Raw genomic sequence first — 26,389 nt, forward strand, 5'->3', positions numbered from 1 at the left:
GTATCGTCATTCAATTTCACATGTCACAGTCGCAGGCCTGGGCCTTCGGCGGCCCACACTCTTACCCAACACGCGAAACAAGGATCTAGTCGATGAACACAATGACCGACATGGGCGAACAGCTGGACGTCAAGCTTCTGCTGACGACCCTGATGGCGCTGAAAAAAGGCGACTTCTCGGTACGCATGCCCGCGGACTGGACTGGCGTCTCCGGCAAGATCGCCGATACGCTCAACGACATCATCGAAACCAAGCAGAAGATGGTCGAGACGGTGACGGACGTGTCGCGCGTGGTGGGCCGCGAAGGCCACCTGACCCAGCGCGCCGACCTGCCGGGCGTGGTGGGCGGCTGGGCCACGATCATCAGTTCGGTCAACACCCTCATCGACGACCTGGTGCGCCCGACCACGGAGATGGCGCGCGTCATCGGCGCCGTGGCGAAAGGCGACCTGTCCCAGACCATGGCGCTGGAAGTGGACGGCCACCCGCTGAAAGGCCAGTACCTGCGCGCGGCAATGACCGCCAACACCATGGTGGAGCAGCTTTCCTCGTTCTCGTCCGAAGTCACGCGCGTGGCGCGCGAAGTCGGTACCGAGGGTAAGCTCGGCGGACAGGCGCAGGTGAAGGGCGTGGCGGGTACCTGGAAGGACTTGACCGACTCGGTCAACTCGATGGCGGGTAACCTGACCTCCCAGGTGCGTAACATCGCCGAAGTGACCACCGCGGTGGCGAACGGCGACTTGTCCAAAAAGATCACGGTTGACGTGCGCGGCGAGATCCTGCAGCTGAAGGACACCATCAACGTCATGGTGGACCAGCTGCGCTCCTTCGCCTCCGAAGTCACGCGCGTGGCGCGCGAGGTGGGTACCGAAGGTAAACTCGGCGGCCAGGCCTACGTGCCGGGCGTGGGCGGCACCTGGAAGGACTTGACCGACAACGTGAACTTCATGGCTTCGAACCTGACGGGCCAGGTGCGTAACATCGCGGCGGTGACCACCGCGGTGGCGAACGGCGACCTGTCCAAGAAGATCACGGTGGATGTGAAGGGCGAGATCCTGGAACTGAAGAACACCATTAACGTCATGGTCGACCAATTGTCCTCGTTCGCATCCGAAGTCACGCGCGTGGCGCGCGAAGTCGGTACCGAGGGCAAGCTGGGCGGCCAGGCGCAGGTGAAGGGCGTGGGCGGCACCTGGAAGGACTTGACCGACTCGGTCAACTCGATGGCGGGTAACCTGACCGGCCAGGTGCGTAACATCGCGGACGTGACCACCGCCGTGGCGAACGGCGACTTGTCCAAGAAGATCACGGTCGACGTGAAGGGCGAGATCCTGGAACTGAAGAACACCATCAACGTCATGGTCGACCAGCTGAACTCCTTCGCTTCCGAAGTCACGCGCGTGGCGCGCGAGGTCGGTACCGAGGGCCGCCTGGGCGGCCAGGCGAACGTGCCGGGTGTCGCCGGTACCTGGAAAGACTTGACCGATAACGTGAACTTCATGGCCGGCAACCTGACCGGCCAGGTGCGTAACATCGCCGAGGTGACCACCGCGGTGGCGAACGGCGACCTGTCCAAGAAAATTACCGTGGACGTGAAGGGCGAGATCCTGGAACTGAAGAACACCATTAACGTCATGGTCGACCAGTTGTCCTCGTTCGCGTCCGAAGTCACGCGCGTGGCGCGCGAGGTGGGTACCGAAGGTAAACTCGGCGGCCAGGCCTACGTGCCGGGCGTCGGCGGCACCTGGAAAGACTTGACCGATAACGTGAACTTCATGGCCTCGAACCTGACGGGCCAGGTGCGTAACATCGCGGCGGTGACGACCGCGGTGGCGCGTGGCGACTTGTCCAAGAAGATCACGGTGGACGTGAAGGGCGAGATCCTGGAACTGAAAGACACCATCAACGTCATGGTCGACCAGTTGTCCTCGTTCGCCTCCGAAGTCACCCGCGTGGCGCGCGAGGTGGGTACCGAAGGTAAACTGGGTGGACAGGCAAACGTGTCGGGTGTGGCGGGTACCTGGAAGGACTTGACCGAGAACGTCAACCAGCTGGCGGCCAACCTGACCAACCAGATGCGCGCGATCGGCGAGGTGGCGACCGCGGTGACCCGTGGTGACTTGTCCCGTTCCATCCAGGTGGAAGCGCGCGGCGAGGTGTCCTACCTGAAGGACAACATCAACGAGATGATCCGCAACCTGAAGGAAACCACGCAGAAGAACGCGCAGCAGGATTGGCTCAAGACCAACCTGGCGCGCTTCACGCGCCTGCTGCAGGGCCAGCGCGACTTGCAGGCGGTGACCAAGCTGATCCTGTCCGAGCTGGCGCCGCTGGTGTCGGCCCACCACGGCGTGTTCTACATGATGGATTCGCAGGAAACCGACGCACGCCTGCGCATGATCGCAAGCTACGGCTACCGTTCCAGCCGCAAGCTGCCGACCTCCTTCCTGCCGGGCGAAGGCCTGGTGGGCCAGTGCGCGCTGGAGAAAACCCGCATCTGGCTGACCGACGTGCCGCGCGACTACATCGTGGTGTCCTCGGGCCTGGGCGCGGCGCCGCCGAACAACATCGTGGTGCTGCCGATCCTGTTCGAACAGCAGGTCAAGGCCGTCATCGAGATCGCGTCGCTCGACCGCTTCACCGAAACCCACCTGTCCTTCCTCGACCAGCTGATGGAATCGATCGGCGTGGTCCTGAACACGATCGAGGCGAACAGCCGCACCGAGTCGCTGCTGACCCAGTCGCAGTCGCTGGCGCAGGAACTGCAGCAGACCAACCAGGAACTGGCCGAAAAAGCGCGCCTGCTGTCCGAGCAGAACATCGAGGTGGAACGCAAGAACCGCGAGGTGGAGCAGGCCAAGCTGGCGCTGGAAGAAAAAGCGACCCAGCTGGCGCTGTCGTCCAAATATAAATCCGAGTTCCTGGCCAATATGTCGCACGAGCTGCGTACACCACTGAACTCGCTGCTGATCCTGGCCCAGCAATTGTCGGATAACCCGGACGGCAACCTGTCGGGCCGCCAGGTGGAATTCGCCAAGACCATCCACGGATCCGGTTCCGACCTCTTGACCCTGATTAACGACATTCTCGACCTGTCCAAGATCGAGTCGGGTACCGTCACGCTGGACGTGTCGGAATACCGCTTCCTGAACCTGCGCAACTACGTCGACCGCACCTTCCGCCACATGGCCGAAGCCAAGCACCTCGGCTTCGAGGTGGACCTGGCCGACAACCTGCCGACCGCGGTGATGACCGATACCACGCGCCTGCAGCAAGTGCTGAAAAACCTGCTGTCGAACGCGTTCAAGTTCACCAGCCACGGCACGGTCTCGATGCACATCAGCCTGGTCTCGAGCGGCTGGACCCACGACCACCCGAACCTGGTGCACGCCGACGCGGTGCTGGCCTTCTCGGTGCGCGACACCGGCGTGGGCATCCCGGCCGACAAGCTGCAGCTGATCTTCGAGGCCTTCCAGCAGGCCGACGGCTCGACCGCCCGCAAATACGGCGGCACCGGCCTGGGCCTGTCGATCTCGCGCGAGCTGGCGCGTCTGCTGGGCGGCGAGATCCGCGTCGAATCCACCGTCAACATCGGTTCGACCTTCACCCTCTACCTGCCGTACAACCGCGCCGGCTTCGTCAACTACGAGCAGACCCGCCAGCCGCAGCCGGCCCGCCTGGCCCCGCCGCCGATGGCGGCCGCGGTGACCTACCAGCCGGCCATGCACCAGCAGCCGGAGCTGGCGACCATCGAGGCCATCGATGCCACCTCGCTGGTGGAATACTCGTCGGTGCTCGACGACCGCGGCCTGGTGACCCCGGGCGACCCGTCGGTGCTGATCGTGGAAGACGACGAGCGTTTCGCCACCGTGCTGCTGGACTACGCGCGCGAGAAGAACTTCAAGGCCATCGTGACCCAGCGCGGCGACTCCGCCCTGTCGCTGGCGCGCGACTACCTGCCGTCCGCGATCCTGCTCGACATCGACCTGCCCGACATCGACGGCTTCACGGTGCTCGACCGCCTCAAGCGCGACCCGAACACCCGCCACATCCCGGTCCACGTGATGTCCTCGCTGCGCGAGCGCGAGCGCGCGCTGCGCCAGGGTGCGATCTCCTACATCAACAAGCCGGTCAGCCGCGAGGTGATGGCGGAGGAATTCAAGCGCATCCAGAAGTTCCTGATGGGTGGCAAGCGTTCGCTGCTGGTGGTGGAAGACGACATGGCCCAGCGCGAATCGATCGTGGCCCTGATCGGCAACACCGACATCCACATGGTCACCGTCGACACCGGCGGCGCGGCCCTGGAAGCGCTGGAAAGCTCGCACTTCGACTGCATGGTGCTGGACCTGACCCTGCCGGACATCTCGGGCTTCGACCTGCTGGACCGCATCGGCGCCAACGAGCGCCTGCGCGACCTGCCGGTGGTGATCTACACGGCCAAGGAATTGTCGCGCAAGGAAGTCACGAAGCTCAAGCGCTACGCCAAGACCATCGTCATGAAGGACGCCCGCTCGCCGGAACGCCTGCTCGACGAGACGGCGCTGTTCCTGCACCGCTCGCAAGCCAGCCTGCCGGAAAACCAGCGCCGCATGCTCGAAGAGATCCACGCGCTCGACGGCGGCCTGGCCGGGCGCAAGGTGCTGATCGTCGATGACGACCTGCGCAACATCTTCGCCCTGTCCACGCTGCTGGAGCGCCAGCAGATGCAGGTGCTGTTCGCCGAAAACGGCCGCGACGGCATCGAAGTGCTGGAAAAGGACCCGACCATCGAGATCGTCCTGATGGACATCATGATGCCGGAGATGGACGGCTACGACACGATGCGGGCGATCCGCCGCATCCCGAAATTCCGTTCGCTGCCGATCATCACCCTGACCGCGAAAGCGATGAAGGGTGACCGCGACAAGTGCATCGCCGCCGGCGCCTCGGACTACATCACCAAGCCGGTCGATGTGGCCCAGCTGCTGTCGATGATGCGCGTCTGGCTGCACTGATGGGCGAGAGCAGCGCCTGGACCGGGTTTGCCGCCGTCCAGGCGACCGAGGAACTCGAGATCGAACTGCTGCTGGAAGCCCTGTACCAGCGTTTCGGTGTCGATTTCCGTGGCTATGGGCGCACCGCCCTGCGCGAGCGGCTGCTGGCCATGCTGCGCGCGCGCGACTTGGAGACCATCTCGGGCCTGCAGGAACGGGTGCTGCACGAAGCCGGTGTGGCGCAGGACATGGTGCGCGCGCTGGCGGTGCCCAAGGCGGAGCTGTTCGACCATCCCGGCGACACGCGCCGCCTGCGCATCGCGCTGGGCGACAGCCTGCGCCCCACCGCCCTGCCCAAAGTGTGGCTGGCCGAGCCTGCCGGCGTGGGCGAAGCGTGGACGCTGGCGATCCTGCTGGCCGAGGAAAAGCTGTACGCCCGCACCGAGGTGTTCGCGACCCTGGGCAGCGACGAGCTGCTGCTCGAAGCGCGCAACGCCAGCCTGCCGGCCGAACAGCTGGAGCAGGCCCAGTCCAGGTACGCGGCGAGCGGCGGCGGCGGCCGGCTGGCCGACTACTTCGAGGTGAGCGGCGGCGAAGCGCGGCTGCTGCCGCGCCTGCGCGAGCGCATCACCTGGGCGCAGTACAGCCTGGTGACGGACGCCTCGTTCAACGAGTTCCACGCCATCGTCTGCCGGCGGGTGCTGCCCGATTTCGGGCCGCTGCTGCGCCAGCGCGTGCTGCGCCTGTTCCGCGACAGCCTGTCGCTGTTCGGCGTGCTGGGACTGGACCGCGAACTCGCGCCGGGCGATGCGGCGGTGGAGGATTACCAGCACCTGTTTGGCGAAGGTGGCTGGTACAAACGGGTGCGGTAGCTTTCAGGGTAGTTGAACGCGCGGCCGACGACAGGTCAACCGTATTGCGCCGCGATCCTGTCGCGCCATGCCTGCAAATGCCCCATCCCTTCCGCCCCCGGCCGGAACCGCATCAGCCCCCGCGCAAACTCCAGCGTGCAAAACGCCGTGATATCGGCAATCGTGAAGCGCTCCCCCGCCACCCAGGGCTGCCGCGCCAGCTCGCCATCGAGCCAGCGCGCCGTCTCGCGCATCTTGTCTCCCTGCGCCGCCCCGAACTGCGGGAACTGCGGCTGCTCCAGCACCGCCAGCCCCGGGTGCGAATGGCGCACGCACTGCGCCGTCTGCAGCATCAGGTGCAATTCGATGCGGCGGTCGGCCATTTCGATGAAGGCGCGCTCGGTGGCGTCCACCCCCATCAGGTTCGGCTCCGGGTACAGGCCTTCGAGATAGGTGCAGATGGCGCGCGTCTCGCTCAGGGCGCGGCCGTCGTCCAGCACCAGCACCGGGACCCGCGCCATCGGGTTCAGCGCGAGGAATTCGCTGCTGCGATGGGCGCCGGCGTTAAGGTCGACGTCGACCAGCTCGACGCCGGTAATGCCCTTGGCCGCCATGAACAGGGTGACGCGGCGCGGGTTTGGCGCACGGGGACTGGTGTAAAGACGCATGGGGTCCTTCGTGTTGGGGCTGTAGGCCATGATAGCGGCTTCTTGCCGGTTCGGTCGGCCGCGCCGCCAGCCCGAATTCGCTCGGCGCCACAGCCGGTCATGTAATTGCCGCAGAGAACAAGGTGGAATTACTTCGGACCCGTTTTATAAGGTAGCCGACCGACTTTGTTCAAGCCCTGGAAGGGATCGATCAAGGTTGCGGTTGGATGAAAGTAACCGAGGATACAGGCGGCATTTCTCATCGCGATCTGCACATGCGATAACTGACCAATTGCCGAAGTCGCGAAGGCCAGCTTACCTTGATGGAAATATCCACGAACAGAATCGTAGGGCGCCTTGCTCTCCTTGATTCGCTTCCCGTGGATGTAATTGATGACGGCTCGATCAAGGTTACGCAGAATCATCTCATCATCATCGGGGCCTGCAGCACGATTCACTGGAAGGACCTGGTCTTCCTGGCGCCCCGCTTCCAACTCCTCAAATGCGGCTTTGAACTCGACAATCCCGCTCTGCTTCGACAGGTCAAGACAATTGCCCAGACGGATGACCGCACCCAATACATACGGTATTTCGATCGGCTTCGCCGAGTACTGCTTAGCTGCATTTTCAGCGGACGACCGTGCAAATTGCCAAGCACGTTCGAAATCATCTTCGAAAAAATAGATTCCGTCACCGAGCCAATCGTAAGGATTCTTGCTGGGTCGAAGATGCAAAAAAGTGTCGGATTCCGCCCCAATGATACTGGTTGCAACATGAAAATCGCACCCGTGGTAAGCCACGACCAGTTCACCACCGGGCAGATCGATCATTTTTTATAGGCGGCCGCGAGCTTGCCAGTGCCCGTCCAGATTCCTACATCGTGCGCGATTTCCTGAATTTTGGCAGGGGAAAGCTTGACAGTATCAGTACCAGACGCAAGGTTACGCGCGCGAATCGTCCGCAGTATATTCTGCTGTCGGTCCAGTAAGCGCTGGTGCTGGGATGGCAGTCCTTTCTTGATAGCCTCCAGGTCAAAGCTACCTTTAGAATCAATTTGCTTGACTGTCTTGACGCCCGGAACCCGGGCAGCTTTGGATGTCTTCACCCTTGATTCGCCGGCAAGGCTTTTTTTACCGTTAGTCATGATTTGGGAATGTGCGAAGTAGGACGTGAGTGTACTCCGTTGGCGCACGCCGATCAAATCCGCATCGGGTTCCTTGATATTGGGACGGAAAGGCCATGATAGCCCTACCAGGCCGTTTCGGTCAGCGGCGCCGCGCCCAGGCCCTGGCGGCAAGCCGCGATCCAGGCGTCGATATCGCCCGCGCAGCCGGGCGGCAGGTGCAGGCCCAGCTTGGAGCGCCGCCACAGCACGTCCTGGGCGCAGCGCGCCCACTCGTGGCGCACCAGGTAGCGCAGTTCGGCGGCGTACAGGCCGGGCGCGACCTGTTCGCCCAGGCCTGCGATACTGCCGGCGTCCCCCAGCAATACCTCGACCCGGGTGCCATAGGCGCGCGCCCAGCGCTGCGCCAGCGCCGGCGGCAGCCAGGCATGGCGCTGCTGCAGCGCCGCCACCCAGCGGCCGAATTCGAGCACGCCGCGGCTGCCAGGGACCGGCCCGAACAGGTCGCCGCCCGGCAGCAGCGCATTACCGGTCCATGCGGGCGCTGCGCGGCCCAGCGCCCGGCAGATCCAGTCGCTCCCCTCCTGCGCCAGCCGGCGGTAGGTGGTGATCTTGCCTCCGAAGACAGACAGCAGCGGCGCCGCGGCGCTGTCCTGCCCCAGCAAGTAGTCGCGCGTGGCGGCGGCGGCGCTGGCGGCGGCGTCCTCGAGCAGCGGGCGCACGCCGGAGTAGCTCCACACCACATCGCCGGGCGTGAGCTGGTGGCGGAAATAGCGGTTCGCCAGTTCGCACAGGTAGCTGGTTTCACTCCCCGCGATGCCGACCTGGTCCGGGTCGCCCTGGAACTCGACGTCGGTGGTGCCGATGAGGGTGAACGCGCCTTCATAGGGCATGGCGAACACGATGCGGCCGTCGGGGTGCTGGAAGATATACGCGAACGGGTGGTCGAACAGGCGCGGCACCACGATGTGGCTGCCCTTGACCAGGCGCAGGCGGCGCGCCGGCGCCGTGCCGGTCGCGAGCTGGGCCACGCTGGCGGCCCAGGGGCCGGCGGCATTGACCAGGCAGCGCGCCTTCACCCGCTGCGCGCCGCCCGCGTGCGCCAGGGTGGCCATCCAGTGGCCAGGGTGGCGCTCGAAGGCCGTGCAGCGGGTGTGGGTGAGCACCATTGCGCCGCGCTCGCGGGCGTCCATGGCATTGAGCACCACCAGCCGGGCGTCGTCGACCCAGCCGTCGGAGTACACGAAACCGCGCGTAAAGGCCGGCTTCAGCGGCACGCCGGCCGGGTGGCAAGCCAGGTCGGCCGATTCGGAGCCGGGCAGGAAGTCGCGCGGCGCCAGCCGGTCGTACAGGAACAGGCCGGCGCGGATCAGCCAGGCAGGGCGCTGGCCGGCGTCGTGCGGCATCACGAAGCGCAGCGGATGCATGATGTGGGGCGCGCTGCGCAGCAGCAGCTCGCGCTCGGCAAGCGCCTTGCGCACCAGGCCGAACTCGCGGTGCTCGAGGTAGCGCAGGCCGCCGTGGATGAGTTTGCTGGACGCCGACGAGGTATGGGCGCCCAGGTCGTCCTTGTCGCACAGGATGACGCTCAGGCCGCGCCCGGCGCAGTCGCGCGCGATGCCGGCGCCATTGATGCCGCCGCCCACGACCAGCACGTCGCATTCGAGCTGCCTGTCGTTTGTCATTGCCGCCTCCTGTGCGCGGGGCCCGCCCGCCTGGCCGGTCCAGTGTAGGGAGTCGGCGGCCGGGCATCTTTGCTTGCATCAATTATGCGGAAAATCTGGCCGGCCGGGTGGCCCACGGGACAAAAACGCCACAGCAGCCCGCCAACATCCGGCGCCGCCGGCACTCCAAGCTGCATGGACCATGTGGATTTCCTGCTGGTGGGCGGCGGGCTGGCCAGCGCCACCGCCGCCGAAACCCTGCGCCTGGAAGGCGCCCGGGGCCGGATCGCCATCGTCGCGGCCGAGGACGCCCTGCCCTACCACCGCCCGCCGCTGGCCACCCGCCTGCTGCGCGCCGACGAGGCGCCGCCGCCCGTGCCCGGCCCCGACTTCTACGCCGAGCACGAGGTCGCGGTGCTGCGCGCCGCCCGGGTGCTGGCGGTCGACCCGCAGCGCCAGGTCGCCGCCACCGACCGCGCCGGGCAGATCCACTACGGCAAGCTGCTGCTGGCCACCGGCGCGAACAGGCGGTGCTGAGCGACCTGCGCAAACTCGTCACCGGCATCCTGGCCCTGGTCGCGCCGGAAGACGCGGGCCGCATCCGCGCCTGGCCCACCTTCGTGCAGCTGATGGGCGAAGACACGACGCTCGACATCACGCGCCTGACGCGCGAGCCGCTGGCGGGGGAAGCGGCGTCGAAGGACTACGACTTTTCGCGCACCTCGATCGAACACCACATCGAGGCCGGCTACGCCATGGCCAGCCGTGACGGGGCGCGCGGGATGGCGAGCGGATGTGTAGAATCGGGCATCGATCACGACGACAGGATGATGCCATGGTGGAGGAAGTGCGCGCCTGGGTGCGCATGCCGTCGGGCAAACGGCTGGACCTGCTCAACCCGACCCCCTTCGACTGGGACGACGCCGACCTGGCGCTGGGCCTGGCGCGCACCTACCGTTGGGGCGGGCACTCGGCCTGGCCGCTGCCGCTGTCGGTGGCCCAGCATTCGATCGCCGTGATGCTGCTGCGCCGCGCGGTGGCGCCAGCCACCACACCGCTGCAGGAACTGCGCGAACTGCTGCACGACGCCGAGGAAGGGCTGCTCGGCTTCGACGCGGTCTCGGTCATCAAGCCCTTCCTGGGCGAAGGGTTCCGCGCCCTGACCAGGCGTCTGGAGCAGGTGGTGTTCCTGCGCTACGGTCTGCCCGCCTGGACCGAACGCGAGCACAAGCTGCACAAGCAGGCCGACCGCCTCGCGGCCGCCAGCGAAGCCGTGCATGTCACCGGCTGGACCCGCGACGAGGTGCGCCGCACGCTCAAGATCCGCGCCCACGTGCTGGAACAGGATCCGCTGGCGGCCTACTACGGCTGCACCCCGTGGGAACCCTGGGCGCCGGGCCTGGCGGCCGAGCGCTTCCTGGCCGAACTGGAAAGGCTCAAACGCGAGGCCGGGCATGCCGCCGACTAGCGACGCCATCGTCCGCGCCGCGGCGCTGTTGCAAGGCGCCGACGGCCTGCTGGTGGCGGCCGGCGCCGGCATGGGCGTGGATTCCGGCCTGCCGGACTTTCGCGGCAGCAGCGGCTTCTGGCGCGCCTATCCGGCGCTCGGCCGGCGCGGCGTCGCCTTCCACGAGATGGCCTGCCCGGCCAGCTTCGACGCCGAGCCGCGCCTGGCCTGGGGTTTCTACGGCCATCGGCTGGCCCTGTATCGCGCCACCCGGCCGCACGCCGGCTACGCCATCCTGGGCGCCATGGCCGCGCGCATGGCGCAAGGCAGCTTCGTCTTTACCAGCAACGTCGACGGGCAATTCCAGCGCGCCGGATTTGGCGCGGACGCGGTGGTGGAATGCCACGGCTCGATCCACCAGCTGCAATGCACGCAGCCCTGCAGCGACGCCACCTGGCCGGCCGACGGCTTCGTTCCGGAAGTCGACGCCGATGCCTGCCGGCTGGTCTCGCCGCATCCGCTGTGCCCGCACTGCGGGGCGTTGGCAAGGCCGAACATCCTGATGTTCAACGATAGTGCCTGGCTGCCGGCCCGGACCGAGGCACAGTTTGCCCGCTTCAGCCGCTGGCGCGCCGGCGTCAGGCGCCTGGCCGTGGTCGAGCTCGGGGCGGGCGTGGACATCCCGTCGGTGCGGCGCATGGCCGAATCGCAGCGCGTGCCGGTCATCCGCGTCAATCCGCGCGAATCGGCGGTGGACAGTGGCGTGGCACTACAGATGGGTGCACTGGACGCGCTGCGGCGCCTGGCAGCCGCACTGGACCTTGAGCCAGATCAACCGCCGAGGCTAAGTATTTGATTCGCTTGAGAATTCTTCGATATCCACAAACTTTGTGGATAACTATGTGGACAAGCACCACTTGACAAGCCGCAAGACCAGTAATGGTGCGGGTTTCAACAAAATGCCCGTTCTGCAGGCAAAATGAAATACCAATTAAATCAATGACTTAGCAGTGCACAGCTTTCGTGCAGTACGCGGGTATGCGGTAAATTCCTACAAAATATGATGACGGGGGATAAGTCCCTAACGCGGCCCCATCGTCGGCTATTTCCACGCGTTCCTTGCGCGCTCCCTGACCAGCATGCGCACGCTCTCCGGCACCGGCTTGCGCTCGTGCCGGGTATCGGCGCTGAGCCAGGTATGTTCCTCGAAATGCCCCAGCATCGCGGGCGTGATGAAGCGGGTGCGCGCCGCATACACGTGGCGATCGCCCATCTGCGCCTGCTGCTTGATGAAGAAGCGGTTCGGCACCACCAGCTGCAGGTGCTCGCGGGCGCGCGTCATGGCCACGTAGAGCAGGCGCCGCTCTTCCTCGATATCGTCCTGGTTGCCGGTACTCATGTCCGACGGGATGCAGCCATCCACCACGTTGAGCACATGCACCGATTTCCATTCCTGCCCCTTGCTCGAATGGATGGTGGAGAGGATCACATAATCCTCGTCCAGCAGCGGCGGGCCGGCGCGGTCGCTGGTCGCTTCCGGCGGGTCGAGCGTGATTTCGGCAAGGAAGCTTTCGCGGGTGGCGTGGCCGCCGGCCAGCGCGGCCAGCTGTTCGACGTCGGCCGCGCGCACCTGGGCGTCGTCGTGCATGCGCTCCAGGTGCGGCAGGTACCACTGCTTGACCAGCTCGATGTCGGCCGGCCAGCGCAGCCCCGGCGTGCGCAGGCGCCGGTACAGGGCGCTGAAGGCGGCCCAGTCGATGCTGCTTTTCGCCGGCGGCACGAAGGCTTCGACCGCCGCCGCCGGGTCGGCCGCCTCGCCCACCGCATCGAGCAGGCGGGTGGCGGTGGCCGGGCCGATGCCGGGGATCAGCTGGGCGACGCGGAAACCCGCCATGCGCCCGGTCGGGTTCTGGGCGAAGCGCAGTACGGCCAGCACGTCCTTGATGTGGGCCGCCTCCAGGAACTTCAGACCGCCGAACTTCACGAACGGAATATTCCGGCGCATCAGCTCCAGCTCCAGCGCGGCGCTGTGGCTGGCCGCGCGAAACAGCACCGCCTGCGATTTCAGCGCGATGCCGGCTTCGCGGTGTTCCAGGATGCGGTTGCATACCCAGCGCGCCTGCTCGGCTTCGTCGGGAATGAGCACCAGCTGCGGCTTGATGCTGGACGCCTTGTCGGTCCACAGCGTCTTGGCATGGCGTTCGAGGGCGGCGGCGATCAGGGCGTTGGAAGCGTCCAGGATCGGCTGGGTCGAGCGGTAGTTGCGCTCCAGCGTGATCAGGTGGACGGGCTGGGTAAACTGCTTCGGAAAGTCGAGGATGTTGCGCACCGTGGCGCCACGGAAGCCATAGATCGACTGGGCGTCGTCGCCCACCACCATCACGCCCTCGCCGCCCGGCTTCATGCCGGTGATGATAGCGGCCTGCAGGCGGTTGGTGTCCTGGTATTCGTCGACCAGCACGTGGTCGAAACGGGCGCCGACTTCCGGCCCCAGTTCCGGGTCGGCCGCCATCTCGGCCCAGAACAGCAGCAGGTCGTCGTAGTCCAGCACGTTCTGCTCCTGCTTGGCGTCCACGTAGGCGCCGAACAGGGTCTTGAGCTGTCCTTCCCATTCGCTGCACCAGGGGAAGGTGGACTGCAGCACCTGTTCCAGCGGGTCGCGGCTATTGACCACCCGCGAATAGATCGACAGGCAGGTGCCCTTCAAGGGAAAGCGCTTCTCGGTCTGCGACAGGCCGATCTCGTGGCGCACCAGGCCCATCAGGTCCTCGGAGTCGCCGCGGTCGTGGATGGTGAAGGATTCGTCCAGCCCGATGCGGCCGGAGTACTCGCGCAGCAGGCGCGCGCCGATCGCATGGAAGGTGCCGGCCCAGGGCAGGGTCACGGGACTGTGCGCGCTTGCGCCGCGTCGGAGCAGGCGGTGCAGCACGCCGCTGGCGCGCTGGGTCATCTCGCCGGCCGCGCGGCGCGAGAAGGTCAGCAGCAGGATGCGCTGCGGGTCGGCGCCGGACTGGATCAGGCGCGCGACGCGATGCGCCAGCGTATTGGTCTTGCCCGAGCCGGCGCCGGCCACCACCAGCAGCGGCCGCACGTTCGCCGCGCCGATGTCGTGCTCGACCGCCGCACGCTGTTCGGCGTTCAGGCCGGCGAAGGGATCTTCAAGGGCTGGCTGGTCAAGGACGGCAGGCATGGCGCGCAATTCGTTGGGAATGCCATACTGTACATTTATCCAGTTGTTTTGCGCAAGCAGAAATAATCAGCGCTAGTCTTAATTTTCTTGAAAACCGGGGATTGTATGCAGGCTAGTCATGGATTACATGCGAAACAGCCGCTAAGTCCCGGATTGCGTGGAAGTTTTCCGGATATCCACAAAGTCTGTGAATAACTATGTGGAAAAGCAGGGGCTTGACACGCCAAGCGCCGCCATCCGTGCGGCTTTCAACAATTTGCCTATTGGGAAGGCATCGCCGATAGCCCCAAAAATCAAGCGCTTACGTGGGCTGGTCGGATGCGGTTCAGACCGCGGCGAGGCCGGCCCGTCCGCGCCGCTTGCCCGGCTCCAGCAACACCCGCATGATGACCTGGCCATCGACGGCATGGGACTTCAGGTACTCGAGGGCGGACAGGGTGCCGGCGACGCGCATCAGCGCAATGCCGTCGTCCACGATGTCGCACAGGCGCGCATCGCGCCGGGCCTCGGCGGCGCCGGGGGCGTCGCTTGGATTGGTCATTGGGGAACGTACTGGATTCATGTGCGCCTGGCCTTTCGGGGTAAAGGATTGTGCGGCTGCACCGGAGTATGGGGTATGCACAAACAATGTCAATACCAGATATGAATCAAACCATGGCTTTTATTTTTATGCTTGGCGAATGCCCGAACCCAGCGCTGCGCCGCCTCTCCCGGGCCCCGCCTACAATCGCCGGGCGACCCACTACCAGCGAGCCATCCATGAGCATCCAGCCCGAACCCGACCTCAATCCCGGCGATGAAGCCGAACCCGGCACCCCTGGCGCCGGCGAAGACGTCTGCGAGGCCTGCGGCGGCAGCGGCAAGCTGTCCGGCGGCAAGCCCTGCGCGAACTGCGGCGGCACCGGCAAGGTCATGCGCGGCATCGGCGGCGGCTGACAAGCCGGGCGCGCATGGACAGGGCCGCGGGCGCCCGGCGATAATGCCGCGATGAGCGCCCCGCCCCCTGCACGCCCCCGCCCCGCATCGCTGGCCGACCTGTTCGTCTCTTTCACCGTGCTGGCCCTGCAGGGCTTCGGCGGCGTGCTGCCGGTCGTGCAGCGCGAGATCGTCGAGCGCAAGCGCTGGCTGACGCACGAGGAATTCGTCGAGGATTGGGCGGTGGCGCAGATCATGCCGGGGCCGAACGTGGTCAACCTGGCGATGATGCTTGGCACCCGCTGGTTCGGGCTGGCCGGGGCATTGACCGCCATGGCCGGCCTGATCGCCGTGCCGCTGGTGCTGGTGCTGCTGCTGGCCGCCCTCCATGCGCGCTATGCCGCCCACCCGGCGGTGGCGGGCGCGCTGCGCGGCATGGCGGCGGTGTCGGCCGGGCTGATCGCCGCGGCCGGCCTCAAGCTGTCCACCTCGCTGGCGAAGAACCCGATGCCGCTGCCCTGGTGCGCCGCGATCGCCGCCTGCGCCTTCGTGCTGCTGGCGTGGCTGCGCGCACCGCTGGTGTGGGTCTTGCCGCCGCTTGGCGGCCTGGGCTGCGTGCTGGCCTGGCGCCGGCTGCGTCCATGAACGCGCCGCAACTGGTGTTCGGCTGGCATGACTGGCTGGCGCTGTTCGTCCACTACCTGATGCTGTCGCTGATGTCGCTAGGCGGGGCGATCTCGACCACCTCGGACATGCACCGCTTCCTGGTCGAGGACAAGGGCTGGCTGAGCCAGGCGCAGTTCAGCGACGCGATTGCGCTGGCCCAGGCCGCGCCCGGGCCCAACGTGCTGTTCGTCGCGCTGATGGGCTGGCACGTGGGCATGAACACCGGCAGCCTGGCCGCCGCCTTCGCGGGCGTTGCCGTGACCATGGCCGGCATCCTGCTGCCGTCCACCATCTTTACCTACCAGGTCGCGCAGTGGGGCCACCGCAACCGCGAACTGCGCGCAGTGCGCGCCTTCAAGCAGGGCATGGCCCCGGTCGTCATCGGGATGCTGCTGGCCACCAGCTGGCTGCTCGCCACCGCCGGCCCGGGCAAGGACAGCTGGCCGCTCTGGCTGCTGGCGGCGGCCAGCTGCATTGTCATCTGGCGTACCCGCCTGCACCTGCTGTGGGTGCTCGGCGCCGGCGCCCTGCTCGGCGCTTTTGGATTCGTGTGACTGGCACGGCACGGCGGCGCAAGGCATACTTGCGGTATTGATCACTTCCCTGGCGACCCCATGTTTGACCTCCTGAACGAACACGCCTGCTTCGGCGGCGCCCAGCGCTTCTACAGCATGCAGTCGAAGGCCATCGGCCTGCCGATGCGCTTTTCCGTCTACCTGCCACCCGGCGCCGAAGGCAAGCGCCTGCCGGTCCTGTTCTACCTGGCCGGCCTGACCTGCACCGAAGAGACCTTCATGACCAAGGCCGGCGCCCAGCGCGTGGCGGCCCAGGAAGGCCTGATCCTGGTCGCGCCCGACACCAGCCCGCGCGGCGCCGGCGTGCCGGGCGAGACCGACAGCTGGGACTTCGGCGCCGGCGCCGGCTTCTATGTCGACGCGACGCAAGCGCCCTGGTCCGCCCACTACCGCATGTACAGCCACATCCTGGAACTGCGCGCGCAGGTGCTGGCGAGCCTGCCGGCCGATCCGGCGCGGGTCGGCATCTTCGGGCACTCGATGGGCGGGCATGGCGCGCTGATGCTGGCGCTGCGCAACCCCGAGCTGTTCCACTCGGTATCGGCGTTCGCCCCCATCGCCGCCCCGATGCGCTGCCCGTGGGGCCGGAAAGCGTTTGCCGGCTACCTCGGGCCCGACCAGGCGGCCTGGGCGCAGTACGACGCCACCGAGCTGATGAAGAACATGGACACGGCGCCCTTCCCCGGCGGCATCCTGGTCGACCAGGGCCTGGCCGACAAGTTCCTGGCCGAGCAGCTCTACCCGGAAGCCTTCGAACAGGCCTGCGCACAGGCCGGCCAGCCGCTGGTGCTGCGCCGCCACGCCGGCTACGACCACGGCTATTACTTCATCGCCAGCTTCATCGAAGACCACCTGCGTTTCCACCGCCGCCTGCTCGGCTGAGGCCGGGGCGGCGCGGCCGCCCGCCCCTCTTGAAAACCGCTTTCCGCCGACCTATAAATACATTGTCGGCGCCTGCCGGCAAGATCAAGGTTCTTCATGGAGGCGAACATGAACATCATCAGGAGGAACAACCCGGGGCTGGCGGCCTACCGCCCGGGTTCCGTCGAAGACCAGTTCGGCCGCATGGTCGAGAACATGTTCGAGGATTTCTTCGCGCCGCTGGCGCAAGGCCAGCGCTGGGAAGGCATCGACGCCGCACCGCGCCTGGACGTCACCGAGACCGAGAAAACCTTCGAGATCCAGGCCGAACTGCCGGGCGTGGAGAAGGACGACGTCAAGGTGTCGGTCGATGGCCAGCGCATCACGATCGAGGCGGAATGCCGTAAGGCAAACGAACGCCGCGAGGGCGAAACCGTGGTGTATGCTGAACGCACCGCACGCAGGTTCATGCGCAGCTTTGCCCTGCCCACCGAGGTCGACGACGGTGCGGCACAGGCGCGGCTCGAGAACGGCGTCCTGCAGCTGAGCCTGCCGAAAAAGCAGGGCACGGAAGCACGCCGCCTGACCATCCAGTAACGCCCGCCGGCGATCCGTCGCCGGCACCGCTGGCGCTGGTTCCCCATCGCGTTGCGGCGCCCTGCCGCGGCGCGGCATGGCTGTGTTTGCATTGAGTTTTTTGCCTGGTGTGCCATGCCGTATTCCGAAGGCTACAAGGACCGCGCCCACGCCGGCCGCCTGCTGGCGCGGCGGCTGCAGCACCATGCCGGTCAGGACGACCCGATCGTGCTGGGCCTGCCGCGCGGCGGCGTGCCGGTGGCCTTCGAAGTGGCGCAGGCGCTGGGCGCGGAGCTCGACGTGCTGCTGGTGCGCAAGTTGGGCATGCCACACCACGAGGAATACGCCATGGGCGCGATCGGCAGCGGCGGCGTGCGCGTGCTGCAGGCGGGCGTGCCGGGCCTGATGGGCGTGACGCAGGAACAGGTGGACCAGGTCACCGGGCGCGAAATGCGCGAGCTCGAACGGCGCGACCGCCTCTACCGGGGCGGCCGCCCGCCCCCGCGGCTGGCGGGCCGCTGCGTGATCCTGGTCGACGACGGCATCGCCACCGGCGCCAGCATGCTGGCCGCGGTGCAGGTGGTGCGGCGCCACCCGGTGGCGCGGCTGGTGGTGGCGGCGCCGGTCGGCGCGCCCGACACCGTCGGCATGCTGGAACGCGAGGTCGACGAGGTGGTCTGCCCGCTCGCCCCGCCACGCTTCCATGCGGTGGGACAGTATTACCGCACGTTCGGGCAGACCGGCGATGAAGAAGTGCAGGACCTGCTGGCGCAGGCGTGGGCCACACCGGCCTCGCCCCGCGGCCGGCACTAACATAACAACAGACAAGGAGCGAGCATGAAACCGATTCCAACCGAGACCGCAACCGATGTTGGCAGCGTAGGCAAGTGGCTGGGCGCCGCGGCTGCGGGTGCCCTGCTGATGTACCTGCTCGACCCCGAACGCGGCGCCGCGCGCCGGTCGCGCGCCGTGTCCGCCGTGCGCGATGCGGGGGCCCATGCCGGCGCCTCGGTGGACCATGCCCTGCACAGCGCGGGCGAGGGCCTGGCCCACCTCAAGGACAGCGCGGCCGGCGCCCTGACGCGCGGCGCCGGCCGCGTGCAGGCGAAGGCCGCGCCGCTGCTCGACCAGGCCGAACGCAGCGCCCGCAATGCGGCCGGACGCATCGAGGAAGGCGCCGGGCGGGCCAGGGAACGCTTCGGCAGCAGCCGCGAGACCGGCGGGCGCAACAGTTACGAATCGAACGGCCGCTACGCGTCCGACGCGCGCGAAGGCGGCCTGTCGCAATGGCTGCACGGCCTGGGCGAAAGCCTGGCGGGCCACCGCGCCCGCCCCGACGCCTCCGGCCCGGCCCTGCTGGGCGGCAGCGTGCTGGGCGTGCTCGGGCTGATGCGCCGCTCGCCCGGCGGCCTGCTGGTCGGCCTGGCCGGGCTGGCCCTCCTGATGCACAGCGCGCGCAACAAACCCTACAAGGTGGGCGGCCTGGACCTGCCAACGCCGCCGCAGCGCGAGCAGCGCGAGGGGGGCGGCTACCTGCCCCAGCCCGCGCAGCAGGACAGCCAGTACCTGCACTGACGGCGCCGGGCAGCGGGAACACGCCATGGCCAGCGCCACCGACCCGGGCAGCGCCACGCTGCGCGCGGCGGCCCACCCGCTCACCGGGGCGGCGTCCGACTACGACGCCCTGCTCGAGCTGGTCGGCGACGCGCGCTTCGTGCTGCTGGGCGAGGCCACCCACGGCACCGCCGAGTTCTACGACGAGCGCGCCCGCATCACCCGCCGCCTGGTCGAGGAAAAAGGCTTCACGGCGGTGGCGGTCGAAGCCGACTGGCCCGACGCCTGGCGCGTCAACCGCTACGTGCGCGGCGAAGGCGCCGACCCGGACGGGCGCGCCGCGCTGTCCGGCTTCGAGCGCTTCCCGGCCTGGATGTGGCGCAACACCTCGGTGCTCGCCTTCGTCGAGTGGCTGCGCACCCACAACGCCGCCTCCGGGACGGCCAAGGCCGGCTTCTACGGCCTCGACCTGTATAGCCTGTTCACCTCGATCCAGGAAGTGCTGCGCTACCTCGACGACGTCGATCCGGCCGCCGCGCAGGAGGCGCGCCAGCGCTACGCCTGCTTCGACCACTACGGCGAAGACGGCCAGCACTACGGCTACGCCACCGGCGTCGGCCTGTCCGAATCCTGCCAGCAGGGGGTCGATGCGGCGCTGCAGGAACTGCAGCAGCGTGCCCGCGACTACATGCGGGCCGACGGCGCGGCCGGCTCCAGCCCGGAAGACGCGTTCTTCCACGCGCAGCAGAACGCGCGCCTGGTGAAAAACGCCGAAGAGTATTACCGCACCATGTTCCGCGGCCGCATCTCGTCGTGGAACCTGCGCGACAGCCACATGGCAGAAACCCTGGACGCGCTCGCGCGCCACCTGTCGCGCGACGGCGCCCCGGCCAGGATCGTGGTGTGGGAACACAACTCGCACATCGGCGACGCGCGCGCCACCGAGATCGGGCGCCAGGGCGAATGGAACGTCGGCGAACTGGCGCGCAAGGCCTACGGCGACGACGCCTGCCTGATCGGCTTCACCACCTACGACGGACGGGTGACGGCAGCCTCGGAGTGGGATGGGCCAGCGCTGCACAAGCACGTGCGCCCGGGCATGCCCGGCAGCTACGAGCACTTGCTGCACGGCGTGGGCATCGAGCGCTTCTTCCTGCCGCCGCGCACCCCAGGCGCGGCGCGCGACCTGCTGATGGAAGAACGGCTGGAGCGCGCGATCGGGGTGCTCTACCTGCCGCGCACCGAGCGCAACAGCCACTATTTCCTGGCCCAGTTGCCGCGCCAGTTCGACGCCGTCATCCACATCGACCGCAGCAGCGCCGTCACGCCGCTCGACCCCACCAGCGGCTGGCATTCCGGCGAGCCGCCGGAAACCTACCCGCAAGGCCTGTAGACGCGCTTCAGCCTTCGAAGAACGCGAAGCCGTCGCGCCCCTGCCCCTTGGCGGCATACAGCGCGCTGTCGGCCGCCGCCAGCAGCTGTTCCTGCTCCAGGCGCGGCTGCGACAGGGCCAGGCCGACGCTGGTCGAGGCCTGCACCAGCCCGGCGCTGGTACGGAAAGGCACGCGCATCGCCTCGACGATCTTTCCGGCCAGCCGCTCGGCCTCGGCGCGGGTGCCGATTTCTTCGAAAATGACCACGAACTCGTCGCCCGACAGCCGCGCCGGCGTGTCGGTCGCGCGCACGCCCACCGTCAGGCGCCGCGCGAACTCCTTCAGCACCTCGTCGCCCACGCCGTGGCCGTGGCTGTCGTTGATGCGCTTGAAGTGGTCGATGTCGAGGTAGGCCAGCCCGAGCGGCTTGCTGCTGCGGCGCGCGCGGTCGAGCGCGTGGTGCAGGGTTTCGCCGAACATGCGGCGGTTGGCGATGCCGGTCAGGGTGTCGACCCGCGCCAGCTGCTGCAGCTGTTCCTCGACCTCCTTCACGTGGGTCATGTCGTGCACCAGCGAATACACGCCAGCCACGCTGCCGTCGGGCTGGTGGTCGGGGATGTAGGTGGCCTGCAGGATGCGCGGGTCGCCCCGCACCGGGATCCGCACTTCGTGGGTTACCGAGTGCCCGCCGAAGGCCTGTTCCAGGTAGGGATAAATGTCGGCCGCGGTCTCCTCGCCCAGTACCTTTGCGATCGGCATGCCCGCCAGCGCGGCGGCGGTCACGCCGAACCATTTGTCGTAGGTGGCGTTCCCGAAGCAGAAACAGTGCTCGCGGTCGATGTAGGAGATGAGTACCGGCAGGTTGTCGGTGATGAGCTGGAGCCGCTTTTCGCTGGCGGCGCGCTCGCGTTCGGACTGTTCGCGCTCGGCCATCAGCGCATGGAAGGCGCGCCCCAGTTCGCCGATTTCATCCCTGCGGCCGTCGCGCAGCACCTCGATGCCGGCATCGTCGGCGCGGATCGCGGCCACGTTGTCGCGCAGCGACTGCAGCGGCGCCAGCAGCTGGAACACCAGCACCCAGGCCAGCAGGCCGGCCGCCAGCGCCAGGCCACCGGCGCTGAAGAAGGCGTTGCGGCGCATCGCGTCCAGCGGCGCGAAGGCTTCGGCGGTAGGAAAGCGGGCGGCCAGGATCCAGTTGGTGGCGCGCAGGCGCTTGTAGGCATAGATCGAGTCGCTGCCATCCTTGCTGCGCGCCTCCAGCCAGCCTTCGAAACCGGCCAGGGCGCGTTCGGTGCCGACATTGACGCCCGGGGTGGCGCCGACATGCTGGAACAATCGGGTTTCGTCCGGGTGGTCGATGATCACGCCTTCGGCGGTCATCAGGAACAGGTAGCCGGTCTTGCCTGGCTTGAGGTTGCTGATCTGGCGCAGGAAACCGGAGCGCCGCAGGTCGACGCTGGCGGTGACCACGGCCACCACCTTCTTCGTCTGGTCGAGCACCGGTGCGCTGAAGATCACGATGTGGTTGCCGGTCAGGCGGCTGCGGATGGGGCGCGAGATGGCCGCCTTGCGGGTCTCGAGGGTGCGCTCGAAGTAATCGGTGCCGCGCGCGTTCAGCGCCGCCGGCCCGGGCAGCTCGCGCAGCGACAGCCGCAGGTCGCCCTTGCCGTCGAAGACGACGATGTTCAGGTATTCGTCGGCGCCCCACAGCCTGACCTGGCCGGTCAGGAAGGGTCGCATGGCTTGCCAGTCGGTACGCATCCCCGGCGGGATGCCGGTGGCGAGCGCATTGACCTGGGCCAGGCGCTCGACCAGGCGGTCATCCATGAACGAAGCGGCGCCCGACAGCAGGGTGTACTGCTGGTCGCCGATCACCGCTTTCATGCCGCGCTCGGCGACGGCGAGCGTCGACAGCGTGACGAGCAGGGTTGCGGCGAACACGAGCACGGCCGCCACCGAGGCGAGCCGCAGCTTGAGGTTGCCTGAGGCAAGGCGTGGAGCTGATGTGGTCATGAATTGACGGAACTGATCAGCAGGATGACAAAGTATTACATAATATACTCCCACTCACCGCCTGATTCTGCAAAGCAAACAACATTATTGTTGAGTCCGCGCGATTCGATTAGCATGGCGGTTTCCCCGCTCACCGACAGGCCCTCCCATGAGTTCTTATACGCTGCAGATCAACGGCAAGGCGCTGGCCGTCGACGTCGAACCCGACACGCCCCTGCTGTGGGCGCTGCGCGACACGCTCGGCCTGGTCGGCACCAAGTACGGCTGCGGCCTGGGCCAGTGCGGCGCCTGCACCGTGCACATCGACGGCGTGCCGGCGCGCTCCTGCGTCACGCCGGTGGCGAGCGTGGGCAAGCAGAAGATCACCACCATCGAAGGCCTGGACGCGAAGGCCCAGCACCCGCTGCAACAGGCCTGGCAGGAACTCGACGTGCCCCAGTGCGGCTACTGCCAGTCGGGCCAGATCATGACTGCCTGCCACCTGCTCAAGCAGCACCCGAAGCCGACCGACGCCCAGATCGACGAAGCGATGGCGGGCAACCTGTGCCGCTGCGCCACCTACACCCGCATCCGCGCCGGCATCCACCGCGCCGCCGCGATCGCCGCCACCGGAAAGGACAGGAAATGAGCGCCCCACTCTCCGCTTCGCGCCGCGGCTTCCTGCGCACCAGCGCCGTCACCGGCGCCTTCATGCTGGGCATGTCGGCCGACGGCGCGCTGGCCGCTACCGCACGCGCGGCCGGCAGCCCTTCCCCGGACTTCGTCCCGAACGCCTTCATCCGCATCGGCCGCGACGGCCGCGTGACCCTGATTTCCAAGCAGCCGGAAATCGGCCAGGGCATCAAGACCTCGCTGCCGATGGTAATCGCGGAAGAACTGGAAGTGGCGTGGAAGGACGTGCGCGTCGTCCAGGGCGACCTCGATACGGCGCTGTATGGACCGCAAGGAGCGGGCGGCTCGAGCTCGACCCCGAACAACTACGAGAACTTCCACCGCCTGGGCGCCACCGCGCGCACGATGCTGGTGCAGGCCGCGGCCAATGCCTGGAAAGTGCCGGCGGCCGAGTGCACGGCCGCGAACGGCGCCGTCATCCACGGTCCGAGCAAACGGCGGCTCGGCTACGGCGCGCTGGCCGAAGCCGCATCGAAGCTGCCGGTGCCGGACCCGGCCCAGGTGGTGCTGAAAGACCCCGCCACCTTCACCCTGCTGGGCACCCGCGTCGGCGGCGTCGACAACGCGGCCATCGTCGCCGGCCGCCCGCTGTTCGGCATTGACGTGCGCCTGCCGGGCATGCTGTACGCGGTGTACGCCAAGTGCCCGGTCTTTGGCGGCAAGCCGGTGAGCGCCAACCTGGACGCCGTCAAGGCGATGCCGGGCGTGAAGGACGCCTTCCTCATCGAAGGCACGGCCAACCTGAACGGCCTGCGCCCGGGCGTGGCGATCGTCGCCACCTCGACCTGGGCCGCGCTGCGCGCGCGCCGTTCACTGGAAGTGGTGTGGGACGAAGGCGAAGGCGCCGGCCACAGCTGGGCCGGCTTCTCCGCCCAGGCCCAGGCCGCGTCGAAGAAGGCGGGCGCCGCCACCGTGCGCAAGGACGGCGACGTGCCGGCCGCGCTGGCCGGCGCGGCCAAGGTGGTGGAAGCGGCCTACAGCTATCCCTTCATCTCGCACGCGAGCATGGAGCCGCAGAACTGCACCGCCCTGTTCAAGCCGGAAGACGGTTCGCTCGAACTGTGGGCGCCAACCCAGAACCCGGGCGCCGGCCAGGCGCTGGTGACCACCACCTTCGGCATCCCGAAGGAAAAGATCACCCTGCACATCATCCGCAGCGGCGGCGGCTTCGGCCGGCGCCTGAGTTCGGACTTCATCGTCGAAGCCACCGCCATCGCCCGCAAGGTGGCGGCGCCGGTCAAGCTGACCTGGACCCGCGAAGACGACCTGCAGCACGACCACTTCCGCCCGGGCGGCTTCCACTTCCTGCGCGGCGGCGTCGATGCGGCCGGCAAGGCGGTCGCCTGGCACAACCACTTCGTGAGCTTCGCCAACCGGGTCGAACGCGACGGCAAGAGCGTGCTCGCCGCGGGCAGCGGCGGCAGCCTGGCCGCCGATGAATTCCCGGGCCGCTGGCTCGCCAACTGCCAGGTCGAACAGACCAACCTGGAATGCCGCATCCCGATGGGCCCATGGCGGGCGCCGGGCAGCTGCGTGTTCGCGTGGGTGCTGCACAGCTTCATCGACGAGCTGGCCCACGCGGCCGGGCGCGATCCACTGGCCTTCCGCATGGAGCTGCTGGGCGACCGGGACCTGGTGCCGGCCAGCACCGAACGCGGCCTGCCCTACGACGTCAAGCGCATGCGCAACGTGCTGCGTGAGGTGGCCGAGCGCGCCGGCTGGGGCAAGAAAACCTTCCCGCGCGGCCAGGGCCAGGGCATCGCCTTCCATTTCAGCCACCGCGGCTATGTGGCCCAGGTGGCCGAGGTGACGGTGTCGCGCGACGGCAAGCTGAAAGTCGATCGGGTGGTGGTGGCGGCCGACGTGGGCGCGCAGATCGTGAACCTGTCGGGCGCCGAGAACCAGGTCGAAGGCTCGGTGATCGACGGCTTGTCGACCATGATGTTCCCGGAGCTGACCCTGGACAAGGGGCGCATCGTGCAAAGCAATTTCCACGATTACGGGCTGCTGCGCATGCCGGACACGCCGACGAAGATCGAAACGCACTTCATCAAGACCGCCAACCCGGTGACCGGCCTGGGCGAACCCGCCCTGCCGCCGCTGGCCCCGGCAGTGTGCAATGCGATCTTCGCCGCAACGGGCAAGCGGGTGCGCCAGCTGCCGCTCAGCAAAACCGACTTGAGCTGGAGCTGATGCCGTCAAGCGGGCGGCCCGCGCCGCCCGTTCGCATCAATGCCGGTGGGCCGGATCGTTATCCTTGCCACCGTGGTAGTCGAGGATCTCGGCAGCACGTTGCAGCTGCGCTTCATCGCCGGTGATGGTGACGACACACTTGCCGATTTCCAGCCCCGGGGCGAACACATCCTTGTAGTCGGTGCCGCCCTTGGCATGCGGCGAATCGCCGACCGTAAAATTGGCCTCGGAAGGCCCGGCCTCGTCGCCGGTGTGGGTAATGTCGATCCCTTCCCGGTCGAAGCCGGCATCCAGCAAGGCCTGGCGCGCCCGTTCGGCGTCCTCGAAGTTCTCGATCACTCGGACGATCTGCTTGTTCATGGTGCCTCCCCATCGATTCCAGTGGAAGCCACCGTACCAGAAATGCCCACCCCCCGGCGCTCACCCAACTTCGGGGTCAGGTCTGACATTTGGACACGAGCTCGACCGTGGGATTGCGGATTTTATTTGCGCAAGCCGGGACGCCACTGGAATCGATCCTGGGCTGCCACCGCAGCTCAGGCAGTGCAGAGCTCGTGTCCAAAAACCAGACCTCAAAGGGAAAGGTAGAAGGTCCTTAGCTTTCCACCAGCCTGAGCAGGAAACGCCTTTCGCCAGCGGTTTCCTCGCGCACGATGCGAAAAACGGCGGATTTCGCCGACAGCGGCTGTGCAGCCGGCGCAGGCGCGAAGTCGCCATTGCTACGGCTATGCGCCGTGTAGTGGATTAGCTGGCCATGCTGTAGGAAGGCAATCGACATCTCGCCATCGTCGGTCGATTCGAACGGCACCAGGCGAACACATTCATCGGCCTGGATGCGCAATGCGCGGCACACCTCGGACCGTGGCGTGTAGGGATCGAACAGGTAGACCTGGTCCCACGTGAACGGCGTGGCGTCCGCAAGTTGCATCGTCCCGGTCTTGCTCTCCCGCACCAACTCGCGGATGGCAGGACTGATGCCGGAGCCGCGCGAGCATGCGCTGCCGACCAAGATGATGGCGGCGGCGACAGCGGCGTGGCGTCTTGCCTTCAATGCGAGCATGTCGCATGATAATGCCACGATGACCTTGCACCATGG

Annotated in this window: 24 protein-coding genes and 1 pseudogene; 16 read left to right on the forward strand and 9 right to left on the reverse strand. The window is 67.3% G+C overall.

Annotated elements, in window-relative coordinates; translation table 11 throughout:
* Positions 1 to 92: 92 nt before the first annotated feature.
* Entirely contained in the window at positions 93 to 4,994 is a 4,902-nt protein-coding gene (locus BM031_RS15630; protein ID WP_091875492.1) for a HAMP domain-containing protein, read from the forward strand.
* Positions 4,994 to 5,845, forward strand: a complete 852-nt coding sequence (locus BM031_RS15635; protein WP_091875493.1) for a CheR family methyltransferase — start codon at positions 4,994 to 4,996, stop codon at positions 5,843 to 5,845. Before BM031_RS15630 ends, BM031_RS15635 begins: the two co-directional genes overlap by 1 nt.
* A gap of 35 nt (positions 5,846 to 5,880) precedes the next feature.
* Here BM031_RS15635 and BM031_RS15640 read toward each other — a convergent pair whose 3' ends face one another.
* The 4 genes from BM031_RS15640 to glpD all read right to left on the reverse strand — a co-directional run bounded on the left by BM031_RS15640 (position 5,881) and on the right by glpD (position 9,279).
* Entirely contained in the window at positions 5,881 to 6,492 is a 612-nt protein-coding gene (locus tag BM031_RS15640; RefSeq protein WP_091875575.1) for a glutathione S-transferase family protein, read from the reverse strand.
* 128 nt (positions 6,493 to 6,620) lie between these two features.
* Positions 6,621 to 7,301 carry a hypothetical protein gene (locus BM031_RS25150; protein WP_143084607.1) on the reverse strand — a complete coding sequence of 227 codons (681 nt, stop codon included), beginning with the start codon at positions 7,299 to 7,301 and terminating at the stop codon, positions 6,621 to 6,623.
* On the reverse strand, positions 7,298 to 7,615 hold the full coding sequence (locus tag BM031_RS25155; protein WP_143084608.1) for a hypothetical protein: 318 nt from the start codon (positions 7,613 to 7,615) through the stop codon (positions 7,298 to 7,300). Before BM031_RS25155 ends, BM031_RS25150 begins: the two co-directional genes overlap by 4 nt.
* A 104-nt stretch (positions 7,616 to 7,719) precedes the next feature.
* Positions 7,720 to 9,279, reverse strand: coding sequence for a glycerol-3-phosphate dehydrogenase (gene glpD / locus BM031_RS15650; protein ID WP_091875495.1), 1,560 nt, complete (start codon positions 9,277 to 9,279; stop codon positions 7,720 to 7,722).
* Between the two features lie 174 nt (positions 9,280 to 9,453).
* Between glpD and BM031_RS15655 the strand changes: the two genes are divergently transcribed.
* The 4 genes and pseudogenes from BM031_RS15655 (at position 9,454) to BM031_RS15670 (ending at position 11,561) form a co-directional block, all read left to right on the forward strand.
* Positions 9,454 to 9,795 carry an FAD-dependent oxidoreductase gene (locus BM031_RS15655; protein WP_091875496.1) on the forward strand — a complete coding sequence of 114 codons (342 nt, stop codon included), beginning with the start codon at positions 9,454 to 9,456 and terminating at the stop codon, positions 9,793 to 9,795.
* A pseudogene (locus BM031_RS26390) lies at positions 9,789 to 9,962 on the forward strand (DUF3734 domain-containing protein); the annotation flags it as partial. The gene BM031_RS15655 and the pseudogene BM031_RS26390, both read left to right, overlap by 7 nt.
* A 131-nt stretch (positions 9,963 to 10,093) precedes the next feature.
* A complete protein-coding gene (locus tag BM031_RS15665) occupies positions 10,094 to 10,726 on the forward strand; it encodes a phosphohydrolase (protein ID WP_218147608.1) in 633 nt (210 codons plus the stop codon).
* Positions 10,713 to 11,561 (forward strand): SIR2 family NAD-dependent protein deacylase, encoded by an 849-nt coding sequence (locus BM031_RS15670; protein ID WP_091875499.1) that lies wholly within the window; start codon positions 10,713 to 10,715, stop codon positions 11,559 to 11,561. Before BM031_RS15665 ends, BM031_RS15670 begins: the two co-directional genes overlap by 14 nt.
* A gap of 246 nt (positions 11,562 to 11,807) precedes the next feature.
* On the opposite strand, the gene BM031_RS15675 is transcribed toward BM031_RS15670, so the two are convergent.
* A complete protein-coding gene (locus BM031_RS15675) occupies positions 11,808 to 13,895 on the reverse strand; it encodes an ATP-dependent helicase (protein WP_091875500.1) in 2,088 nt (695 codons plus the stop codon).
* A 325-nt stretch (positions 13,896 to 14,220) separates the two neighbouring features.
* Positions 14,221 to 14,436, reverse strand: a complete 216-nt coding sequence (locus BM031_RS15680) for a hypothetical protein (protein WP_091875501.1) — start codon at positions 14,434 to 14,436, stop codon at positions 14,221 to 14,223.
* Between the two features lie 218 nt (positions 14,437 to 14,654).
* On the opposite strand from BM031_RS15680, the gene BM031_RS25590 reads away from it, so the two are divergent.
* From BM031_RS25590 to BM031_RS15715, 8 genes are all read left to right on the forward strand, one after another.
* Complete coding sequence (locus tag BM031_RS25590) at positions 14,655 to 14,831, forward strand: hypothetical protein (RefSeq protein WP_177207780.1); 177 nt, start codon at positions 14,655 to 14,657, stop codon at positions 14,829 to 14,831.
* A gap of 51 nt (positions 14,832 to 14,882) precedes the next feature.
* On the forward strand, positions 14,883 to 15,455 hold the full coding sequence (locus BM031_RS15685; RefSeq protein ID WP_091875502.1) for a chromate transporter: 573 nt from the start codon (positions 14,883 to 14,885) through the stop codon (positions 15,453 to 15,455).
* The gene (locus tag BM031_RS15690; protein WP_091875503.1) at positions 15,452 to 16,030 is read left to right on the forward strand and encodes a chromate transporter; all 579 of its coding nucleotides are present in this window, start codon (positions 15,452 to 15,454) and stop codon (positions 16,028 to 16,030) included. The genes BM031_RS15685 and BM031_RS15690 overlap by 4 nt, the downstream gene beginning before the upstream one ends.
* A 60-nt stretch (positions 16,031 to 16,090) precedes the next feature.
* Positions 16,091 to 16,933: an S-formylglutathione hydrolase gene (fghA, locus tag BM031_RS15695; protein WP_091875504.1), complete on the forward strand. Its 843-nt coding sequence runs from the start codon at positions 16,091 to 16,093 to the stop codon at positions 16,931 to 16,933.
* Positions 16,934 to 17,041: 108 nt separating this feature from the next.
* Positions 17,042 to 17,509: an Hsp20/alpha crystallin family protein gene (locus tag BM031_RS15700; RefSeq protein WP_091875505.1), complete on the forward strand. Its 468-nt coding sequence runs from the start codon at positions 17,042 to 17,044 to the stop codon at positions 17,507 to 17,509.
* Positions 17,510 to 17,623: 114 nt separating this feature from the next.
* Positions 17,624 to 18,301 (forward strand): phosphoribosyltransferase, encoded by a 678-nt coding sequence (locus BM031_RS15705; RefSeq protein ID WP_091875506.1) that lies wholly within the window; start codon positions 17,624 to 17,626, stop codon positions 18,299 to 18,301.
* A gap of 24 nt (positions 18,302 to 18,325) precedes the next feature.
* Positions 18,326 to 19,063, forward strand: coding sequence for a hypothetical protein (locus tag BM031_RS15710; protein ID WP_091875507.1), 738 nt, complete (start codon positions 18,326 to 18,328; stop codon positions 19,061 to 19,063).
* Positions 19,064 to 19,088: 25 nt separating this feature from the next.
* Entirely contained in the window at positions 19,089 to 20,435 is a 1,347-nt protein-coding gene (locus tag BM031_RS15715) for an erythromycin esterase family protein (protein ID WP_091875508.1), read from the forward strand.
* Between the two features lie 7 nt (positions 20,436 to 20,442).
* Here BM031_RS15715 and BM031_RS15720 read toward each other — a convergent pair whose 3' ends face one another.
* Positions 20,443 to 22,428, reverse strand: coding sequence for a sensor domain-containing diguanylate cyclase (locus BM031_RS15720; RefSeq protein ID WP_229408938.1), 1,986 nt, complete (start codon positions 22,426 to 22,428; stop codon positions 20,443 to 20,445).
* 148 nt (positions 22,429 to 22,576) lie between these two features.
* Here BM031_RS15720 and BM031_RS15725 point away from each other — a divergent pair, with 148 nt between their 5' ends.
* Both BM031_RS15725 and BM031_RS15730 read left to right on the forward strand, forming a co-directional pair.
* Complete coding sequence (locus BM031_RS15725) at positions 22,577 to 23,056, forward strand: (2Fe-2S)-binding protein (RefSeq protein WP_091875509.1); 480 nt, start codon at positions 22,577 to 22,579, stop codon at positions 23,054 to 23,056.
* Positions 23,053 to 25,293, forward strand: a complete 2,241-nt coding sequence (locus tag BM031_RS15730) for a xanthine dehydrogenase family protein molybdopterin-binding subunit (RefSeq protein ID WP_091875510.1) — start codon at positions 23,053 to 23,055, stop codon at positions 25,291 to 25,293. The genes BM031_RS15725 and BM031_RS15730 overlap by 4 nt, the downstream gene beginning before the upstream one ends.
* 36 nt (positions 25,294 to 25,329) lie before the next feature.
* Here BM031_RS15730 and BM031_RS15735 read toward each other — a convergent pair whose 3' ends face one another.
* Complete coding sequence (locus BM031_RS15735) at positions 25,330 to 25,653, reverse strand: hypothetical protein (RefSeq protein WP_091875511.1); 324 nt, start codon at positions 25,651 to 25,653, stop codon at positions 25,330 to 25,332.
* 235 nt (positions 25,654 to 25,888) lie between these two features.
* Entirely contained in the window at positions 25,889 to 26,353 is a 465-nt protein-coding gene (locus BM031_RS15740) for a hypothetical protein (RefSeq protein ID WP_091875512.1), read from the reverse strand.
* Between the last annotated feature and the right edge of the window lie 36 nt (positions 26,354 to 26,389).

It is taken from the genome of Massilia yuzhufengensis (assembly GCF_900112225.1).
Taxonomy (GTDB): Bacteria; Pseudomonadota; Gammaproteobacteria; order Burkholderiales; family Burkholderiaceae_D; genus Telluria; species Telluria yuzhufengensis.

What these genes read in the sequence shown, in the direction of transcription:
- BM031_RS15630 (WP_091875492.1), top strand. Translation starts at nt 93, where the DNA reads ATGAACACAATGACCGACATGGGCGAACAGCTGGACGTCAAGCTTCTG.
- BM031_RS15635 (WP_091875493.1), top strand. Translation starts at nt 4,994, where the DNA reads ATGGGCGAGAGCAGCGCCTGGACCGGGTTTGCCGCCGTCCAGGCGACC.
- BM031_RS15640 (WP_091875575.1), bottom strand. Translation starts at nt 6,492, where the DNA reads ATGCGTCTTTACACCAGTCCCCGTGCGCCAAACCCGCGCCGCGTCACC.
- BM031_RS25150 (WP_143084607.1), bottom strand. Translation starts at nt 7,301, where the DNA reads ATGATCGATCTGCCCGGTGGTGAACTGGTCGTGGCTTACCACGGGTGC.
- BM031_RS25155 (WP_143084608.1), bottom strand. Translation starts at nt 7,615, where the DNA reads ATGACTAACGGTAAAAAAAGCCTTGCCGGCGAATCAAGGGTGAAGACA.
- glpD (WP_091875495.1), bottom strand. Translation starts at nt 9,279, where the DNA reads ATGACAAACGACAGGCAGCTCGAATGCGACGTGCTGGTCGTGGGCGGC.
- BM031_RS15655 (WP_091875496.1), top strand. Translation starts at nt 9,454, where the DNA reads ATGGACCATGTGGATTTCCTGCTGGTGGGCGGCGGGCTGGCCAGCGCC.
- BM031_RS15665 (WP_218147608.1), top strand. Translation starts at nt 10,094, where the DNA reads ATGGTGGAGGAAGTGCGCGCCTGGGTGCGCATGCCGTCGGGCAAACGG.
- BM031_RS15670 (WP_091875499.1), top strand. Translation starts at nt 10,713, where the DNA reads ATGCCGCCGACTAGCGACGCCATCGTCCGCGCCGCGGCGCTGTTGCAA.
- BM031_RS15675 (WP_091875500.1), bottom strand. Translation starts at nt 13,895, where the DNA reads ATGCCTGCCGTCCTTGACCAGCCAGCCCTTGAAGATCCCTTCGCCGGC.
- BM031_RS15680 (WP_091875501.1), bottom strand. Translation starts at nt 14,436, where the DNA reads ATGACCAATCCAAGCGACGCCCCCGGCGCCGCCGAGGCCCGGCGCGAT.
- BM031_RS25590 (WP_177207780.1), top strand. Translation starts at nt 14,655, where the DNA reads ATGAGCATCCAGCCCGAACCCGACCTCAATCCCGGCGATGAAGCCGAA.
- BM031_RS15685 (WP_091875502.1), top strand. Translation starts at nt 14,883, where the DNA reads ATGAGCGCCCCGCCCCCTGCACGCCCCCGCCCCGCATCGCTGGCCGAC.
- BM031_RS15690 (WP_091875503.1), top strand. Translation starts at nt 15,452, where the DNA reads ATGAACGCGCCGCAACTGGTGTTCGGCTGGCATGACTGGCTGGCGCTG.
- fghA (WP_091875504.1), top strand. Translation starts at nt 16,091, where the DNA reads ATGTTTGACCTCCTGAACGAACACGCCTGCTTCGGCGGCGCCCAGCGC.
- BM031_RS15700 (WP_091875505.1), top strand. Translation starts at nt 17,042, where the DNA reads ATGAACATCATCAGGAGGAACAACCCGGGGCTGGCGGCCTACCGCCCG.
- BM031_RS15705 (WP_091875506.1), top strand. Translation starts at nt 17,624, where the DNA reads ATGCCGTATTCCGAAGGCTACAAGGACCGCGCCCACGCCGGCCGCCTG.
- BM031_RS15710 (WP_091875507.1), top strand. Translation starts at nt 18,326, where the DNA reads ATGAAACCGATTCCAACCGAGACCGCAACCGATGTTGGCAGCGTAGGC.
- BM031_RS15715 (WP_091875508.1), top strand. Translation starts at nt 19,089, where the DNA reads ATGGCCAGCGCCACCGACCCGGGCAGCGCCACGCTGCGCGCGGCGGCC.
- BM031_RS15720 (WP_229408938.1), bottom strand. Translation starts at nt 22,428, where the DNA reads ATGACCACATCAGCTCCACGCCTTGCCTCAGGCAACCTCAAGCTGCGG.
- BM031_RS15725 (WP_091875509.1), top strand. Translation starts at nt 22,577, where the DNA reads ATGAGTTCTTATACGCTGCAGATCAACGGCAAGGCGCTGGCCGTCGAC.
- BM031_RS15730 (WP_091875510.1), top strand. Translation starts at nt 23,053, where the DNA reads ATGAGCGCCCCACTCTCCGCTTCGCGCCGCGGCTTCCTGCGCACCAGC.
- BM031_RS15735 (WP_091875511.1), bottom strand. Translation starts at nt 25,653, where the DNA reads ATGAACAAGCAGATCGTCCGAGTGATCGAGAACTTCGAGGACGCCGAA.
- BM031_RS15740 (WP_091875512.1), bottom strand. Translation starts at nt 26,353, where the DNA reads ATGCTCGCATTGAAGGCAAGACGCCACGCCGCTGTCGCCGCCGCCATC.